The organism is Streptomyces sp. OfavH-34-F (assembly GCF_022347745.1).
Classification (GTDB): domain Bacteria; phylum Actinomycetota; class Actinomycetes; order Streptomycetales; family Streptomycetaceae; genus Streptomyces.
This window is the reverse complement of record NZ_JAKRGC010000056.1, coordinates 12,198-27,344: the sequence shown is the minus strand read 5'-3', so window position 1 is coordinate 27,344 and position 15,147 is coordinate 12,198. Positions and strand designations below refer to the sequence as shown.

Here is a 15,147-nt window from a genome sequence, read left to right as displayed (position 1 = left end):
GCGTCGTCGGGGGTCAGCCCGGAGCGGGTGAGGAGGGCGGTGTCGAAGGCGGCGCCGTAGCCGTCGTCGGGGGCGTGCCGGGCGGTGGCGGCGACGGCGACCGCGCTCGGCGGCGGCCTCATCGCCCTGGTCTCGGGCCTCACCGTGGCGGCCGCCGCCCTGGTCGCCCTGCCCGCGGTGGCGGACGGCCGGCTGGCCGGCGTGGAACTCGCGGTCGTCGTCCTCACCCCACTGGCCGCCTTCGAGGCCGTCACCGGTCTGCCGCTCGCCGCCCAGTACCGGCAGCGGGTCAGGCGGAGCGCGGAGCGGGTGTACGAGGTGCTGGACGCCCCCGTGCCCGTACGGGAACCGGAAACCCCGGCGGCGGCGCCGGACGATCCGTTCCCGCTGGAGGTGCGCGGGCTCGCCGCCCGGTACCCCGGCACCGTCCGCGACGCGCTCACCGGGGCCGATCTCCGGCTGGACGCGGGCCGTCGCATCGCCGTCGTGGGGCCCTCCGGGTCCGGGAAGACCACCCTGGCCCTGGTGCTCCTGCGCTTCCTGGACGCCCGGGCGGGCAGCTACCGGATCGGCGGGGTGGACGCGTCGGCGCTGGACGGGGACACCGTCCGGGAGTTCGTCGGACTGTGCGCCCAGGACGCCCACATCTTCGACAGCTCGCTGCGGGAGAACCTGCGGCTGGCCCGTCCCGGCGCGACCGAGCCGGAACTGCGCCGCGCCCTGGCCGAAGCCCGTCTGCTCGACTGGGCGGACGCGTTGCCGGAAGGGCTGGACACCCTCGTCGGCGAGCACGGCGCCCGTCTCTCCGGGGGCCAGCGCCGGCGCCTCGCCCTGGCCAGGGCCCTGCTCGCCGACTTCCCGGTCCTCGTGCTGGACGAGCCGGCCGAGCACCTCGACCTGCCGACCGCCGACGCCCTGACGGCCGACCTGCTGGAAGCGACAGCGGGGCGTACGACGGTCCTGATCACCCACCGCCTCGCCGGTCTCGAAGCGGTGGACGAGGTGGTGGTCCTGGACGAGGGCGCCATCGTGCAGCGGGGCCCGTACGACGTGCTGGCCTCGGTGGACGGGCCGCTGCGCCGCATGCTGGCGCGGGAACGCGAGAGCGCGGGGGAGCCGGTCGTGGCGGCGGCGGGCGCGCGTTCCTGAGCGGAGGACCGGCCCCTGCGAGCCTCTTGGAGACGGTTTCCGACTTTCCTCCATAAATGGGACTAATTACGCTCGGGGTATGGCAGAGGAGGAGCCCCACCACGCGGAGCCCCGCGGCCCTGCGGAGCCCTCCGTTGACGCGGACCCTCCCGGCCACGGGCACACCCCGGCGGACGCGGAGGAGACGGCCGAGGTGACCCGGAGCCTGCGCGGGCTGTCCACCGAGCTGACCGCGCGCGTGCCGCGCCTGCTGGAGGCCATGCGCTCCGTGGGCACCGGCCTCGAACTCCACTCGACGCTCGACCGGATCTGCGAGACGGCGGCCGAACTGGCCCACGCCCGTTACGCCGCGATCGGCGTGGTGAACGCGGAGGGCGAAGGGCTCTCCGACTTCGTCACCTACGGCGTCCCGGAGTCGGTGGCGCGCGAGATCGGCCGCAGGCCGGACGGCCACCGGGGTCTGCTCGGCGCCCTCATCCACGATCCCCGGCCCCTGCGCCTCGCGGACCTGACCACCGATCCGAGGTTCGCCGGCTTCCCGCCGGGCCACCCCGAGATGCGTACCTTCCTGGGCGTTCCGATCAGGGTGCAGGGCGAGATCTTCGGCAACCTGTATCTCGCCGAGAAGGACGGAGGCGGCGAATTCAGCGACTACGACCTGCACCTGGTGCGCGTCCTGGCGACGGAGGCCGGAATCGCCATCGGCAACGCCAGGCTCTACGAGGCCGCCCGGCAGCGGGAGCGGTGGATCGACGGTTCGGTGGCCGTGACGACTGCCCTTCTCTCCGGCGGGGACGCCGACGACGCGCTGACGGTGGTCGCGGAGCAGGCCAGACGCCTCGCGGGCGCGGCGGCCGGCATCGTGATGCTGCCGGCCGCGGACGGGGGACTGGAGATCGTCGCCGTGTCGGCCGACGACCCGTCCGACTCGCTCGGCCTGATCATCCCGGCGCAGAGCCCGGTGGTGGGGATGCTCCTGAGCGGCGAGGCGGTCTTCGTGGACGACTCGGCCACCGACACCCGCATGATCACCAGGCTCGCGGACCCTTACGGCCCGAACATGCTGCTGCCGCTGCACAGCGGGGGGCGCGTGCTCGGCGCGCTGGCCACGCCCCGCGCCAGAGGCGACCGGCCCTTCACGGAGACGGAACGGACGCTGGCCACCCAGTTCGCCTCGCAGGCCGCGCTCGCCCTGATGATGGCCGAGGCGCAGCGCGACCGGGAGCGTCTGGCGGTCTACGAGGACCGCGACCGGATCGCCCGTGACCTGCACGACCTGGTCATCCAGCGGCTGTTCGCGACCGGGATGATGCTGGAGAGCGCCCAGCGGCGGTCGGACGTGCCGGAGGTGCAGACGGGGGTCGGCCGGGCGGTCGACGAGCTGGACGTGACCATCCAGGAGATCCGTACCGCGATCTTCGCGCTCCAGCAGGAACCGGCCGAGGCGCCGTCCGGACTGCGCACGCGGGTACTGCGCGAGATCAACATGGCGTCCGTGCCGCTGGGCTTCAAGCCGTCCCACCGCTTCGTGGGGGCGGTCGACGCCCTGGTCAGCGAGCTGACGGGCAAGAACCTGATCGCGGCGCTGCGGGAAGCGCTGTCCAACGCCTTCCGGCACGCGCAAGCGGCCCGTATCGAGGTGGTCGTCGACGCGACCGTCACGCAGGACGACGGGCGGGGCGCCGTGCGGCTCGCGGTCGCCGACGACGGGGTGGGCATGCCGGAGGGCGGGCGGCGCAGCGGACTGCGGAACCTGGCCCGCCGGGCGGAGTCGCTGGGCGGGGCCAGTTGGTTCGAGCCCGGTATCGGGGAGGACGGGGGCGGCACGACGGTGGTGTGGCAGGCCCCGCTCTGAGGGGGCCGTGCGCCGTCGCCGCGCCCCGCTCTCAGCTCCCCGTGAGGGTTCCCGCGCGTTCGGCCAGGATGCGCTCGATGACGACGGCCACGCCGTCCTCGTTGTTGGTGACGGTACGTCCGGAGGCGGCGGCCAGGGCGGCCGGGTGGGCGTTGCCCATGGCGTACGAGCTGCCGGCCCAGCTCAGCATCTCCACGTCGTTGGGCATGTCGCCGAAGGCCACGACCTCGGCGGCCGCGATGCCGCGTTCGGCGCAGCACAGTTCCAGGGTGCTGGCCTTGGAGACGCCGGCCCCGCTGATCTCGAGGAGCGAGGTGGGGCTGGACCGGGTGAAGGTGGCCCGCTCGCCGGCGGCTGCGCGGGCCAGGGAGAGGAACGCGTCCGGGTCGAGTTCGCCGTGCCGGGCCAGCAGCTTCAGTACGGGCGCGCCGGCGTCCAGGGCCTCCTCGTGCAGCAGCTTCTCCGCGGCGGCGACAGTGGCGCCGGGGTCGAGGTGGAAGGGCGGGTAGGCGGGCTCGTAGTGGATGCCGGTGGTCAGCTCGACGGCGAACGAGGTGCCGGGAGCGGCGGCGCGCAGCGTGTGGACGACCTCCAGGGCCGTCGCGCGCTCCAGGCCCCGGACCTTCAGCAGGCGCCCGCCCGCGTGCAGATCGGCGACGGCGGCGCCGTTGGCGCAGATCGCCAGACCGTGGCCGTGAACGTGGTCGCTGACGACGTCCATCCAGCGGGCCGGCCGGCCGGTGACGAAGAAGACCTCGATTCCCGCTGCCTCGGCGGCGGCGAGCGCCCGGACCGTCCGGTCCGAAACGGTCTTGTCATCGCGCAGAAGGGTGCCGTCGAGATCCGTGGCGATCAGCCGGGGAGCCACGGGAGCGGACTGTTCGAAAACGGTGGTCACCCGTACATTCTCGCGTACACAGTCGCACGCTCGTGCGGAGGGTTGCACATTTGAGAGCACGAGCCGCTGACCTGGCGAACATTCCTTTGGCATATGACAGCGTCCGCCGGAGGCGCTCCGAACCCGGAACGCGCGTCCGCCGCGGCGACACCTCGGCCCCGCGCCGCCCGGTCGACGCGGCGGCCCCGCTCCCCTCGTAGGGTCGGCCCCATGCGACTGAGCACCGTGATTCTGCCGATCCACCGCTGGCACCAGGGCGGCCGCGAACGCTGGCGGCACGCCGAGGAGCTGGGCTTCCATGCCGCCTACACCTATGACCACCTGTCATGGCGGGCCTTCCGGGACGGTCCGTGGTTCGGCGCGCTGCCCACCCTGACCGCCGCCGCGGCCGCCACCGAACGCCTCCGCCTCGGCACGCTCGTCACCTCGCCGAACTTCCGCCACCCGGTGACCCTGGCCAAGGAACTGGTCACGCTCGACGACATCTCGGGCGGGCGGATCACGCTGGGCATCGGCGCGGGCGGCAACGGGTTCGACGCGACGACGCTCCTGCGGAGCGACGAGGTGCCGTGGACGCCCCGGAAGCGGGCCGACCGGTTCGGGGAGTTCGTCACGCTGCTGGACGCCCTGCTGCGCGAACCGGCCGGGATGTCGTACGAGGGGGAGTTCTACGCGGCCACCGAGGCGCGCAACCTGCCCGGCTGCGTGCAGCGGCCCCGGCTCCCCTTCGCGGTCGCCGCCACCGGGCCGCGTGGTCTCGCACTCGCCGCACGGTTCGGCCGGGCGTGGGTGACCACGGGTGACCCGAAGCTGTACGAGGAGGGGAACGGCGCGCGGTCCCGCGAAGCCCTCGCGCGTCAGATGGAGGGCCTGGGCCGGGCCTGCGCGGAAGCCGGGCGGGACGTGGCGGAGCTGGACAAGGTGCTGCTCACCGGGTTCACGCCGGAGTTCAACCCGCGCCTCACCGTGGGCGCGGACCGGCCGTTCGATTCCGTGGACGCGTTCGTGGACTTCGCGGGCCGGCACGCGGAGCTGGGGTTCACCGAGATCGTCATCCACGCACCGGTGCCCGAGGACGGGCCGGGGTTCGACGCGGCGGTGCCGGAGGACAAGCTGTTCGAGGAGATCGCGACGCGGGGCGCGGCCCAACTGGCCGCCTGAGGCCAAGGGACGACCGGGCCCGGGCGCCGGGGTCGGGCGTCGAGGCCGGGCGTCGAGGTCGGGGCGAAGGCACCACGGACGGGCCAGGGCCGCGGGCGGCCCGGCGCTGCCTCACGGCCGCCGGCTCAGCCCGGCAGGCGCAGGTACGCGGCGGGCACGGCGGCGGTGAGCCACACCCCGTTGGCGCTGACCCAGAAGGTGTGACCGGCGCGGTGCATGGCCCCCGCGTCCACCGACAGTACGACGGGGCGGCCGCGCCGGGCCCCGACCCGGGTGGCGGTCTCCCGGTCGGGCGAGAGGTGCACATGGGTGCGGTTCATCGGCCGGAGCCCTTCGGCCCGGATCGCGTCCAGGGACCTGCCGACCGTGCCGTGGTACAGATACGCGGGCGGTTCGGCCGGCGGCAGGCCCAGGTCCACGGCCACGGTGTGCCCCTGGCTCGCCCGGATGCGGTCGCCCTCGACGGCGAAGCGCCGCTTGTCGTTGGAGGCGACCACATGGTCGAGCTCCGACCTGCTGATGGGGAAGTGGTGGCGGGCCGCCGCGCGCAGCAGCTCGTCGACCGGCACCCAGCCCTGCGGGTCGAGCGTGATCCCGATCCGTTCGGGCTGGTGCCTCAGGTGTTTGGAAAGGTACTTGGACACCTTGACGGTGCGTCTTTCGTCCATCCTTTCAGCGTGCTCCCCGGCGGCGCCCCGGCGCATCCGCATTTTCCCCCCGGCTTCACCGGAACGATTCCCGCGCGGAGGTTTGATCCACAGCCAACTCGACTTATCCACAGGATTGTTGGCGATCCTGTGGACAACTGCCCGGCCCGACCGGCGGCCGATCCGGACTCCGTTCCGCCCTACAGCGGCGGCTTCAGCCGGGCGACTCCCCGCAGTACTCCGGGCCCGACACGGGACAGGAACCGTACGGCATGGGACTCGGGCGTCACGGGGACGACGGCCTGGTTGCGCACCACCGCCCGCAGCACCGCGTCCGCCACCTTCTCCGGCGGGTAGTTCCGGGCGCCGTACAGCTTGCCCGCCCGCCGGCGCAGCCGCTGTTCCTCCGTCCGGTCCGCGCCCACGAACCGCGCGGTGGCCGTGATGCCGGTGTTGACGATGCCGGGGCAGATCGCGCTGACCCCGATCGACTTCTCGGCGAGTTCGGCGCGCAGGCATTCACTGAGCATCAGCACGGCCGCCTTCGACGTGCTGTACGCGGGCAGCGCGCGGGACGGCTGGAAGGCCGCCGCCGAGGCGGTGTTGACGATGTGGCCGCCCTGGCCGCGCTCGGCCATCTGCCTGCCGAAGAGCCGGCAGCCGTGGATGACCCCCCACAGGTTGACGTCGAGGACGTTGCGCCAGTCCTCGGACGTCGTCTCCAGGAACGGACCGGACAGCCCTATGCCGGCGTTGTTGACCAGCACGTCCACGACGCCGTACTCGTCGGCCACCCTGGAGGCGAGCTTCTCCATGGCCTGCTCGTCGCCCACGTCCACGGCTTCGGCCCAAGCCTCGGGCGCTCCTGCGGACCGGGCCGCCTCCGCCGTCCGTTCAGCCCCCTCGGCGTCCTTGTCGACGGCCACCACCCGCGCGCCCGCCGCCGCGAAGGCCAGGGCCGTCGCACGCCCTATCCCGCCGGCGGCGCCCGTCACCAGCACGAGCTGACCGCCGAACCGCTCGGCGTACGCCCCCTGCGGCCGGGCCGCGATCGGGGCGCCGCTCTCCCCGGCGGCCTCGACCGTCGTCACGAACTCCGCGATCCAGGCGGCCAGCTGGTCCGGCCGGGTGCGCGGCACCCAGTGCTTGGCCGGAAGCGCCCGCCGGGTCAACTGCGGCACCCACGATTCGAGTTCGTCGTAGAGCTGCTCCGAGAGGAACACGTCACCGGTCGGCGTGATCAGCTGCACCGGGACGTGGGCGTAGGCGTCGGCGCGCGGTCTGCGCAGCCGCGCGCGCACGTTGTCCCGGTAGAGCCACGCCCCGTGCGCCGCGTCGTCGGGAAGGGAGGGCGTCGGGTAGTCGCCCGGGGGCACCTTCTCCAGCCGCTCCAGAATCCCCGGCCACAGGGTGCCGAGCGGTCCGCGCCAGGCCAGCTCCGGCAGGACCGGGGTGTGCAGGAGGTACACGTACCAGGACTTGGCGCCCTGGCCGAGGAGCTGGCCGACCCGGCGCGGTGTGGGGCGGTTCACGCGCCGCTTGATCCAGTGGCCGAAGTGGTCGAGGGACGGGCCGGACATCGAGGTGAGGGACGCGATGCGGCCCTTCGTACGGCCGACCGTGGCGAACTCCCAGGACTGGACCGAACCCCAGTCGTGCCCGACGACATGCACCGGACGGTCCGGGCTCACCGCGTCGGCCACGGCGAGGAAGTCGTCGGTCAGCTTCTCCAGCGTGAAGCCGCCGCGCAGCGGCTTGGGCGCCGATGAACGGCCGTGACCGCGTACGTCGTACAGCACCACGTGCCACTGGTCGGCGAGCCGGGCGGCGACCTGGGTCCAGACCTCCTTGCTGTCCGGATACCCGTGCACGAGGACGACCGTCGGCCGCTCGGCGTCCCCCAGTTCGACCACGCACAGCTCGATGCCGCCCGTGGCCACCCGGCGCTCCCGCGCCCCCGGCAGGTCGAGCAGGCGCGGGCCGCCGTTCCCCGCGGAACCGCCCGTGCCCGTCGGCCGTTCATTCCTTCGTCGTGACGCCATGCGACCGTCCGTCCCTGCCGTGTGCGGTACGTGCTCGTAACGTGACACCGATGAATCTCGCAATGCCCGGCGGCTGCGTCAAGGGGGTCGCTCAGCCTGTGGAAAACCCGTACGCGCAGGCCATCGGCGCCTTTCTCCGGGGCCGGCGTAGTCCTTCGTGAGGGTGCCCTTACGGGTTCCCTACAACTCGAGGCTGATGCGATCCAGCCGTGTGGGCTGACGACTGCTGTGGCCCGCGCCACTACCGTCGGTCGGGTGAATGTCATTGTTGCCGAAGGTCTGAGCAAACGGTTCCCCCGTGTGACCGCGCTTGACCGGCTATCCCTGGACATCGGCCCCGGTGTGACCGGGCTGGTCGGTGCGAACGGAGCCGGCAAGTCCACGTTGATCAAGATCCTGCTGGGTCTGTCCCCCGCGACCGAGGGCCGGGCCGCGGTGCTCGGGCTCGACGTCGCGACGAGTGGCGCGGCCATCCGCGAGCGGGTCGGCTACATGCCGGAGCACGACTGCCTGCCGCCCGACGTCTCGGCCACCGAGTTCGTCGTGCACATGGCGCGCATGTCCGGCCTGCCGCCGACCGCCGCCCGCGAACGCACCGCCGACACCCTGCGCCACGTAGGGCTGTACGAGGAGCGCTACCGTCCCATCGGCGGCTACTCGACCGGCATGAAGCAGCGCGTGAAGCTGGCCCAGGCGCTGGTCCACGACCCGCAGCTGGTCCTGCTGGACGAGCCGACCAACGGTCTCGACCCGGTCGGACGCGACGAGATGCTCGGCCTCATCCGCCGCATCCACACCGACTTCGGCATCTCCGTCCTGGTCACCTCGCACCTGCTCGGCGAGCTGGAACGCACCTGCGACCACGTCGTCGTCATCAACGGCGGCACGCTGCTGCGCTCCAGCTCCACCAGTGACTTCACCCAGATGACCACGACCCTCGCGGTCGAGGTGACGGACAGCGACGACCACCCGGACGGCACGGACGCCCTTCGGCGTTCCCTCGCCGCGGCGGGCGTCAAACTTCTCGGGCAGGACGGCCTGGACACCCAGGGGCTGCCCGGCGCCGGACACATCCTGCTGATCGAGGCGACCGGCGAGGAGACGTACGACCTCGTGCGCGACACCGTCGCGGGGCTCGGCCTCGGCCTCGTACGGATGGAACAGCGCCGCCACCACATCGCCGAAGTGTTCCGCGACGACGACGCGGCACCGCGGTCCGCGCCGGCCGGGCCCGGGCCGCAGGCCGGAGTCGTGCAGCAGGCCGGAGCCGTACTGCAGAAGAAGGGGAGCGGACGCGATGAGCACTGAGACCGGCGCCGCGACCGGGAGCGACACCTCCCGTATCCACAACATCGGCTACCGCGCCTACGACGGCCCGCGCCTCGGCCGCGCCTACGCCCGCCGCTCGCTGTACTCGCAGACCCTGCGCGGCGCCTTCGGACTCGGCCGTTCGGCCAAGTCCAAGGTGCTGCCCATGCTGCTGTTCGGCGTGATGTGCCTGGTGGCGGCGATCATCGTCGCCGTCGCCATCGCCACTCCAGGGACGACGAAACTCCCGCTCGAGTACACGCGGTTCGCGATCTACCTGCAGGCCGTCATCGGCCTGTTCGTCGCCGCGCAGGCACCCCAGGCGGTCTCCAGGGACCTGCGGTTCAAGACCGTGCCGCTGTACTTCTCGCGGCCGATCGAGCACGGCGACTACGTCCTCGCCAAGTTCGCCGCCATGGCGTCCGCGATCCTCGTGCTCACCGGAGCGCCGGTCGTGATCCTCTACATCGGCGCGCTGCTGGGGAAGTTCGACTTCGCGGACCAGACGACGTGGTTCGCCCAGGGGATGGTTTCCGTGCTGCTGCTCTCCGTCCTCTTCGCGGGTCTCGGCCTGGTGATGGCCGCGCTGACCCCCCGCCGGGGCTTCGGTGTCGCCGCGGTCATCGCACTGCTGACCATCACCTACGGCGGGGTCTCGACCGTGCAGGGCATCGCCTGGTCCACCGGATCGGAGAGCGCGGTGGAGTGGCTGGGCCTGTTCTCGCCGATCACGCTGGTCGACGGGGTGCAGACCGCGTTCCTCGGGGCGACCTCGGCCTTCCCGGGCGGGGCGGGGCCGGGCGCCGGTACCGGCGTCGTCTATCTGCTCGTTGTTCTCGCGCTCGTCGCCGGTTCGTACGCCGTGCTGCTGCGCCGCTATCGGAGGGTCGGGCTGTGACCACCATCGAGATCGACCACACCTCCCGCTGGTTCGGCAATGTGGTCGCCGTCAACGACGTCAGCATGACCGTGGGCCCGGGGGTCACCGGCCTGCTCGGCCCCAACGGCGCGGGCAAGTCCACCCTGATCAACATGATGGCCGGCTTCCTCGCCCCCTCGACGGGCACGGTCACGCTCGACGGCAAGCCGATCTGGCGCAACGAGACGGTGTACCGGGAGATCGGCATCGTGCCGGAGCGGGAGGGCATGTATGACTTCCTGACCGGCCGCGAGTTCGTGGTGGCCAACGCCGAACTGCACGGACTCGGCAAGGCCGAAGCGGCCGCGGCGCTGGCCACGGTCGAGATGGAACACGCGCAGGACCGCAAGATCTCGACGTACAGCAAGGGCATGCGCCAGCGGGTGAAGATGGCGTCGGCGCTGGTCCACAACCCGTCCGTGCTGCTGCTCGACGAACCGTTCAACGGGATGGACCCGCGCCAGCGGATGCAGCTGATGGAACTGCTGCGGCGGATGGGCGCGGAGGGCCGTACGGTCCTCTTCTCCTCGCACATCCTCGAAGAGGTCGAACAGCTCGCCTCGCACATCGAGGTGATCGTGGCAGGACGGCACGCGGCGTCCGGCGACTTCCGGCGCATCCGCCGGCTGATGACGGACCGTCCGCACCGCTATCTCGTCCGGTCCAGCGACGACCGCGCCCTGGCCGCCGCGCTGATCGCCGACCCGTCGACGGCGGGGATCGAAGTCGACCTGAGCGAGAACGCTCTGCGTATCCAAGCGATCGATTTTGCCCGCTTCACCACGCTGTTGCCCAAGGTCGCCCGCGAACAGGGCATCCGCCTGCTGACCGTTTCACCGTCCGACGAGTCCCTCGAATCGGTCTTTTCCTATCTCGTAGCGGCCTGAGGCCGACAAGGAGCTGTGACGTCATGTACGACCCCACAGTCGCCCGGCTCACCTACCGGGCGCTGCTCGGCCGGCGCCGGGCCGCCATCCTCTTCGTCCTGCCCGTGCTGCTGATCGTCATCGCGGTGGCGGTGCGGTGGTTCGCGGGGGCGGACGACCAGGTGGCCTCGGACGTGCTGGGTGGATTCGCCATCGCCACGATGGTGCCGCTGATCGGCGTGATCGCCGGTACGGGCGCCATCGGGCCGGAGATCGACGACGGCTCGATCGTCTACCTGCTGGCCAAGCCGGTGAGCCGGCCGACGATCATCTTCACCAAGCTGATCGTCGCGATCGCGGTGACCATGGTGTTCTCGGCCGTGCCGACGATGGTCGCGGGCCTCATCCTCAACGGCAACGGCCAGCAGATCGCGGTGGCGTACACGATCGCCGCCCTGGTCGCGTCGATCGCCTACAGCGCGCTGTTCCTGCTGCTGGGCACGGTCAGCCGGCACGCCGTGGTGCTGGGCCTCGTCTACGCGCTGGTGTGGGAAGCCCTGTTCGGCAGCCTGGTGCCCGGCGCGCGCACGCTCAGCGTGCAGCAGTGGGCGCTCGCGCTCGCCGAGAAGACCGGCGGCAACGGGGCGATCACCTCGGACGTGGGGCTGCCGCTCGCCACGGTCCTGCTGGCGCTGGTAACGGTGGCGGCGACCTGGTACGCCGGGCAGAAGCTGCGCGCGCTGAAGCTCGCCGGCGAGGAGTGAGCGGGCGCACCTCCGACTTCGACGCGACAACCCCCGGTCCTTCGGCCGGGGGTTGTCGCATGTCGGACAGTCTTCCGCGTAACTGTACGTTTATCGGTGCGTTGTCCACGGTGCGTGGAGGCAACTGGAATCCGTGGCGTCGTAGCGTTCGTGAATGTGGAGATGGCCGGTACGGCGAGGGAAGACCCGCCGGCCGGTCCCTGGAGTGAGTGGCAACCGTGAGCGTCCTCCGCCCCTGAAGCCCTGGGAAGAGGGCTGTCCATTCCCCCGTGGTTTTCACCGACGGAAGGCAGAAGACAGCTCATGCCGACAGAAGTCGCCTTGATCGAATCACGCGCGCTGCGTGTCGAACAGATGGGGCGCGTCGACGCCCTGGACAAGGTGAAGATCCTTGTCATGCTCCCGGACGGGATTCACCTGCGCACAGAGGATGTGGCTCGTTACTTCGAAGTATCCACAAGGACGGTCAGGAGGCTGACCGACCGGCACCAGCAGGAGCTCTGTGAAAATGGGATGCGTGTGCTGCGCGGCTCTGAGCTGCGTGAATTCCATAGCGACATGCTGTCGCTATGGGGTGGCGAGGGTGCCGAAAGTTATCCACAGGCGGCCACTCAGCTCCGTCTCTACACCCGGCGCACCGTCCTCAACGTCGCCATGCTCCTTCGCGACAGCGATGTGGCGCGGTGCGTGCGTACGTATCTGCTCGACGCCGAACAGGACCTGCGCGCGGGATACGCGTCGCTCGAACACCGCGTCACCCGTGTCGAAAGCCATCTGGCCGGTGTGGGCGTCGCGCTCCAGGAGCTGGGGCCGGTCCTCGGCCGGATGTCGCACCGTCTGGACAGCCTCGACCGGAGGCTGGCGGCCACCCACCAGGTCGTCGGCGCCATGAGCGTCCGGCTGAGTGGGGTGTCCGAGGACATCGACCGGCTGGACGGGCGCATGGACGCCCTCGCGCGCGACCTGCAGGAGCTGAACAGGCGCAACACGCGCTGATCCAGGGCCACGGGTTCCGGTGACGGAGTAGCGAATGGCTCGGGGGCCGGGGCAGCGCCCGGCCCCCGAGCCGTACGAAGAGGTCCGCGACCAGCGGTGGGGCTATGACCCCTGGAGCAGCCGCTCCAGCACCACCGCGATGCCGTCGTCCTCGTTCGACGCGGTCGTCTCCTGGGCGACGGCCTTCAAGTCGTCATGGGCGTTGGCCATGGCCACGCCGTGCCGGGCCCAGGCGAACATCGGGATGTCGTTCGGCATGTCACCGAAGGCGATCGTGTCCGCGGCCTTCACGCCCAGCCGGCGCGCCGCGAGCGACAGCCCGGTGGCCTTGCTCAGCCCCAGCGGAAGGATCTCCACGACCCCCGGGCCCGCCATGACCACGTCCACGAGATTGCCGACCGCCGCCCGCGCGGCCGTCGCCAGCTCGTCGTCGTCCAGCTCCGGATGCTGTATGTAGACCTTGTTCAGCGGGGCTTCCCACAGCTCGGCCGGGTCCTGGACGAAGACGGACGGATGCGGTCCCTCCTGCACCCGGTAGCCCGGACCGACCAGCACGTCGCCGTCGAGGCCGTCGCGGCTCGCGGCCAGCGCGAGCGGGCCGACCTCCGCCTCGACCTTGGAGAGGGCGAGCCCGGCCAGCTGCCGGTCCAGCGTGAGGGACGTCAGCAGCCTGCGCTCACCCGCGTGGTAGACCTGTGCGCCCTGGGCGCAGACGGCCAGGCCGTCGTAGCCGAGGTCGTCCAGGATGTGCCGGGTCCACGGAACGGCCCGGCCGGTGACGACGATGTGCGCCGCGCCGGTCGCGGCGGCGGCCTTCAGCGCGTCGCGCGTCCGTGCGGAGACGGTGTGGTCGTCGCGCAGCAGGGTGCCGTCGAGGTCGGTGGCGACGAGTTTGTAGGGGAATGTCACTTGGCGACCGGTTCCAGGAGTTCGCGCCCGCCCAGGTAGGGGCGGAGCACCTCGGGCACCCGCACCGAACCGTCGGCCAGCTGGTGGTTCTCCAGGATGGCCACGATGGTGCGCGGGACGGCGCACAGCGTGCCGTTCAGCGTGGCCAGCGGCTGCATGACCTTCTTGCCGTCGCGGTTGTCCCGCATCCGGACGGAGAGCCGGCGCGCCTGGAACTCGCCGCAGTTGGACGCCGACGTGAGCTCGCGGTACTTGCCCTGGGTCGGAATCCACGCCTCGCAGTCGTACTTCCTGGTGGCCGACGCCCCCAGGTCGCCGCTGGCGACATCGATGACCTGGAAGGGCAGCTCCAGGCCGGTGAGCCACTGCTTCTCCCAGTCGAGCAGCCGCAGGTGCTCGGCCTCGGCGTCCGCCGGGTCGACGTACGAGAACATCTCGACCTTGGTGAACTGGTGGACGCGGAAGATGCCGCGGGTGTCCTTGCCGTACGTACCCGCCTCGCGGCGGTAGCAGGACGAGTAGCCGGCGTAGCGCAGCGGCAGCTTCTCCGCGTCGATGATCTCGTCCATGTGGTACGCGGCGAGCGGTACCTCCGAGGTGCCGACCAGGTACTGGTCGTCCTTGTCCAGGTGGTAGACGTCGTCGGCCGCCTGACCGAGGAAGCCGGTGCCCTCCATGGCGCGCGGGCGGACCAGGGTCGGGGTCAGCATCGGGGTGAAGCCGGCCTCGGTGGCCTGGGCGATCGCGGCGTTGACGAGCGCCAGCTCCAGCAGCGCGCCCACACCCGTCAGGTAGTAGAAGCGCGAGCCGGAGACCTTGGCGCCGCGCTCCATGTCGATCGCGCCCAGCGCCTCGCCCAGCTCCAGGTGGTCCTTGGGCTCGAAGCCCTCGGCCCCGAAGTCGCGGACCGTCCCGTGCGTCTCCAGGACGACGAAGTCCTCCTCGCCGCCGACCGGCACGTCCGGGTGGACGATGTTGCCGAGCCGCAGCAGCAGGTTCCTGGTCTCCGCCTCGGCCTCGTCCTGGGCCGCGTCGGCCGCCTTGACGTCGGCCTTGAGCTGCTCGGCGCGCTTCAGGAGTTCGGCGCGCTCCTCGGGGGAGGCCTTGGGGATCAGTTTGCCGAGCGATTTCTGCTCGGAGCGGAGTTCGTCGAATGCGACCCCGGACGACCTGCGCCGTTCGTCGGCGGAGAGCAGGGCGTCGACGAGTGCGACGTCCTCTCCCCGGTTGCGCTGGGAGGCGCGAACACGGTCGGGGTCCTCACGAATCAGGCGAAGGTCAATCACTCCCCCAGGCTACCGGGGCCCGCTTCCGTCGCTTGAACCGATAGGCGTAAGCGTGGCGCTTTGCCCGAATTGCCGCTATTCGGCATTCTGGAGCCCTTGATGCATCGGCCTTGCGCCAGGGGGAAGTTGGTTGCCGCTTGTCCACAGGGGTGACCGCTCCGTCAAAGTTATCCACAGGCTGTGGGGGAAGTCTGTGGACATGGAGGAGATCATTCCGGTCGGCCGGTGAAAACGCGTGGATTCAGGGTTCAAACCTGCTTCGCGCCCTCATTCGGGTGGGAATTGCTAGCCCTAAAGAGTTGATCAATGGAATTGTGCTGACACCGGGTGCCCTGGAACTCTGTGGG

At 71.3% G+C, this 15,147-nt stretch carries 12 protein-coding genes and 1 pseudogene; 8 read left to right on the top strand and 5 right to left on the bottom strand.

From position 1 onward, the window contains the following. Positions 1–87: 87 nt before the first annotated feature. Together cydC and MHW47_RS11945 are read left to right on the top strand one after the other, a co-directional pair. Positions 88–1,149 (top strand): annotated as a pseudogene (cydC, locus tag MHW47_RS11950) (thiol reductant ABC exporter subunit CydC); the annotation flags it as partial. Between the two features lie 79 nt (positions 1,150–1,228). Further along, positions 1,229–3,004 carry a GAF domain-containing sensor histidine kinase gene (locus tag MHW47_RS11945; protein WP_239222743.1) on the top strand — a complete coding sequence of 592 codons (1,776 nt, stop codon included), beginning with the start codon at positions 1,229–1,231 and terminating at the stop codon, positions 3,002–3,004. A 31-nt stretch (positions 3,005–3,035) separates the two neighbouring features. Here the strand turns inward: MHW47_RS11945 and MHW47_RS11940 are convergent, their stop codons facing one another. After that, complete coding sequence (locus tag MHW47_RS11940) at positions 3,036–3,902, bottom strand: Cof-type HAD-IIB family hydrolase (protein ID WP_239222741.1); 867 nt, start codon at positions 3,900–3,902, stop codon at positions 3,036–3,038. Positions 3,903–4,112: 210 nt separating this feature from the next. Between MHW47_RS11940 and MHW47_RS11935 the strand changes: the two genes are divergently transcribed. Then, complete coding sequence (locus tag MHW47_RS11935; protein WP_239222740.1) at positions 4,113–5,063, top strand: LLM class flavin-dependent oxidoreductase; 951 nt, start codon at positions 4,113–4,115, stop codon at positions 5,061–5,063. 125 nt (positions 5,064–5,188) lie between these two features. Here the strand turns inward: MHW47_RS11935 and MHW47_RS11930 are convergent, their stop codons facing one another. Both MHW47_RS11930 and MHW47_RS11925 read right to left on the bottom strand, forming a co-directional pair. Further along, positions 5,189–5,731, bottom strand: coding sequence for an RNA 2'-phosphotransferase (locus MHW47_RS11930; RefSeq protein ID WP_239222739.1), 543 nt, complete (start codon positions 5,729–5,731; stop codon positions 5,189–5,191). A gap of 179 nt (positions 5,732–5,910) precedes the next feature. Further along, a complete protein-coding gene (locus tag MHW47_RS11925) occupies positions 5,911–7,752 on the bottom strand; it encodes an SDR family oxidoreductase (protein WP_275449101.1) in 1,842 nt (613 codons plus the stop codon). 300 nt (positions 7,753–8,052) lie between these two features. On the opposite strand from MHW47_RS11925, the gene MHW47_RS11920 reads away from it, so the two are divergent. The 5 genes from MHW47_RS11920 (at position 8,053) to MHW47_RS11900 (ending at position 12,605) form a co-directional block, all read left to right on the top strand. Continuing rightward, a complete protein-coding gene (locus MHW47_RS11920) occupies positions 8,053–9,060 on the top strand; it encodes an ABC transporter ATP-binding protein (RefSeq protein ID WP_239222738.1) in 1,008 nt (335 codons plus the stop codon). Further along, entirely contained in the window at positions 9,050–9,958 is a 909-nt protein-coding gene (locus MHW47_RS11915) for an ABC transporter permease (RefSeq protein ID WP_239222737.1), read from the top strand. Before MHW47_RS11920 ends, MHW47_RS11915 begins: the two co-directional genes overlap by 11 nt. After that, positions 9,955–10,866: an ABC transporter ATP-binding protein gene (locus MHW47_RS11910; RefSeq protein ID WP_239222736.1), complete on the top strand. Its 912-nt coding sequence runs from the start codon at positions 9,955–9,957 to the stop codon at positions 10,864–10,866. The genes MHW47_RS11915 and MHW47_RS11910 overlap by 4 nt, the downstream gene beginning before the upstream one ends. 23 nt (positions 10,867–10,889) lie before the next feature. Beyond that, positions 10,890–11,609: an ABC transporter permease gene (locus tag MHW47_RS11905; protein WP_239222735.1), complete on the top strand. Its 720-nt coding sequence runs from the start codon at positions 10,890–10,892 to the stop codon at positions 11,607–11,609. A 303-nt stretch (positions 11,610–11,912) separates the two neighbouring features. Next, positions 11,913–12,605, top strand: coding sequence for a hypothetical protein (locus tag MHW47_RS11900; protein WP_239222734.1), 693 nt, complete (start codon positions 11,913–11,915; stop codon positions 12,603–12,605). 102 nt (positions 12,606–12,707) lie between these two features. On the opposite strand, the gene MHW47_RS11895 is transcribed toward MHW47_RS11900, so the two are convergent. Together MHW47_RS11895 and serS are read right to left on the bottom strand one after the other, a co-directional pair. Further along, positions 12,708–13,514, bottom strand: coding sequence for an HAD family hydrolase (locus MHW47_RS11895; RefSeq protein ID WP_239222733.1), 807 nt, complete (start codon positions 13,512–13,514; stop codon positions 12,708–12,710). Continuing rightward, on the bottom strand, positions 13,511–14,800 hold the full coding sequence (gene serS, locus MHW47_RS11890; protein WP_239222731.1) for a serine--tRNA ligase: 1,290 nt from the start codon (positions 14,798–14,800) through the stop codon (positions 13,511–13,513). Before serS ends, MHW47_RS11895 begins: the two co-directional genes overlap by 4 nt. Positions 14,801–15,147 lie beyond the last annotated feature (347 nt).

Bases quoted from the DNA above. Each gene is read 5' to 3' on its own strand.
- MHW47_RS11945 (WP_239222743.1), top strand. From the start codon at position 1,229: ATGGCAGAGGAGGAGCCCCACCACGCGGAGCCCCGCGGCCCTGCGGAG.
- MHW47_RS11905 (WP_239222735.1), top strand. From the start codon at position 10,890: ATGTACGACCCCACAGTCGCCCGGCTCACCTACCGGGCGCTGCTCGGC.
- MHW47_RS11930 (WP_239222739.1), bottom strand. From the start codon at position 5,731: ATGGACGAAAGACGCACCGTCAAGGTGTCCAAGTACCTTTCCAAACAC.
- MHW47_RS11915 (WP_239222737.1), top strand. From the start codon at position 9,050: ATGAGCACTGAGACCGGCGCCGCGACCGGGAGCGACACCTCCCGTATC.
- MHW47_RS11900 (WP_239222734.1), top strand. From the start codon at position 11,913: ATGCCGACAGAAGTCGCCTTGATCGAATCACGCGCGCTGCGTGTCGAA.
- MHW47_RS11935 (WP_239222740.1), top strand. From the start codon at position 4,113: ATGCGACTGAGCACCGTGATTCTGCCGATCCACCGCTGGCACCAGGGC.
- MHW47_RS11925 (WP_275449101.1), bottom strand. From the start codon at position 7,752: ATGGCGTCACGACGAAGGAATGAACGGCCGACGGGCACGGGCGGTTCC.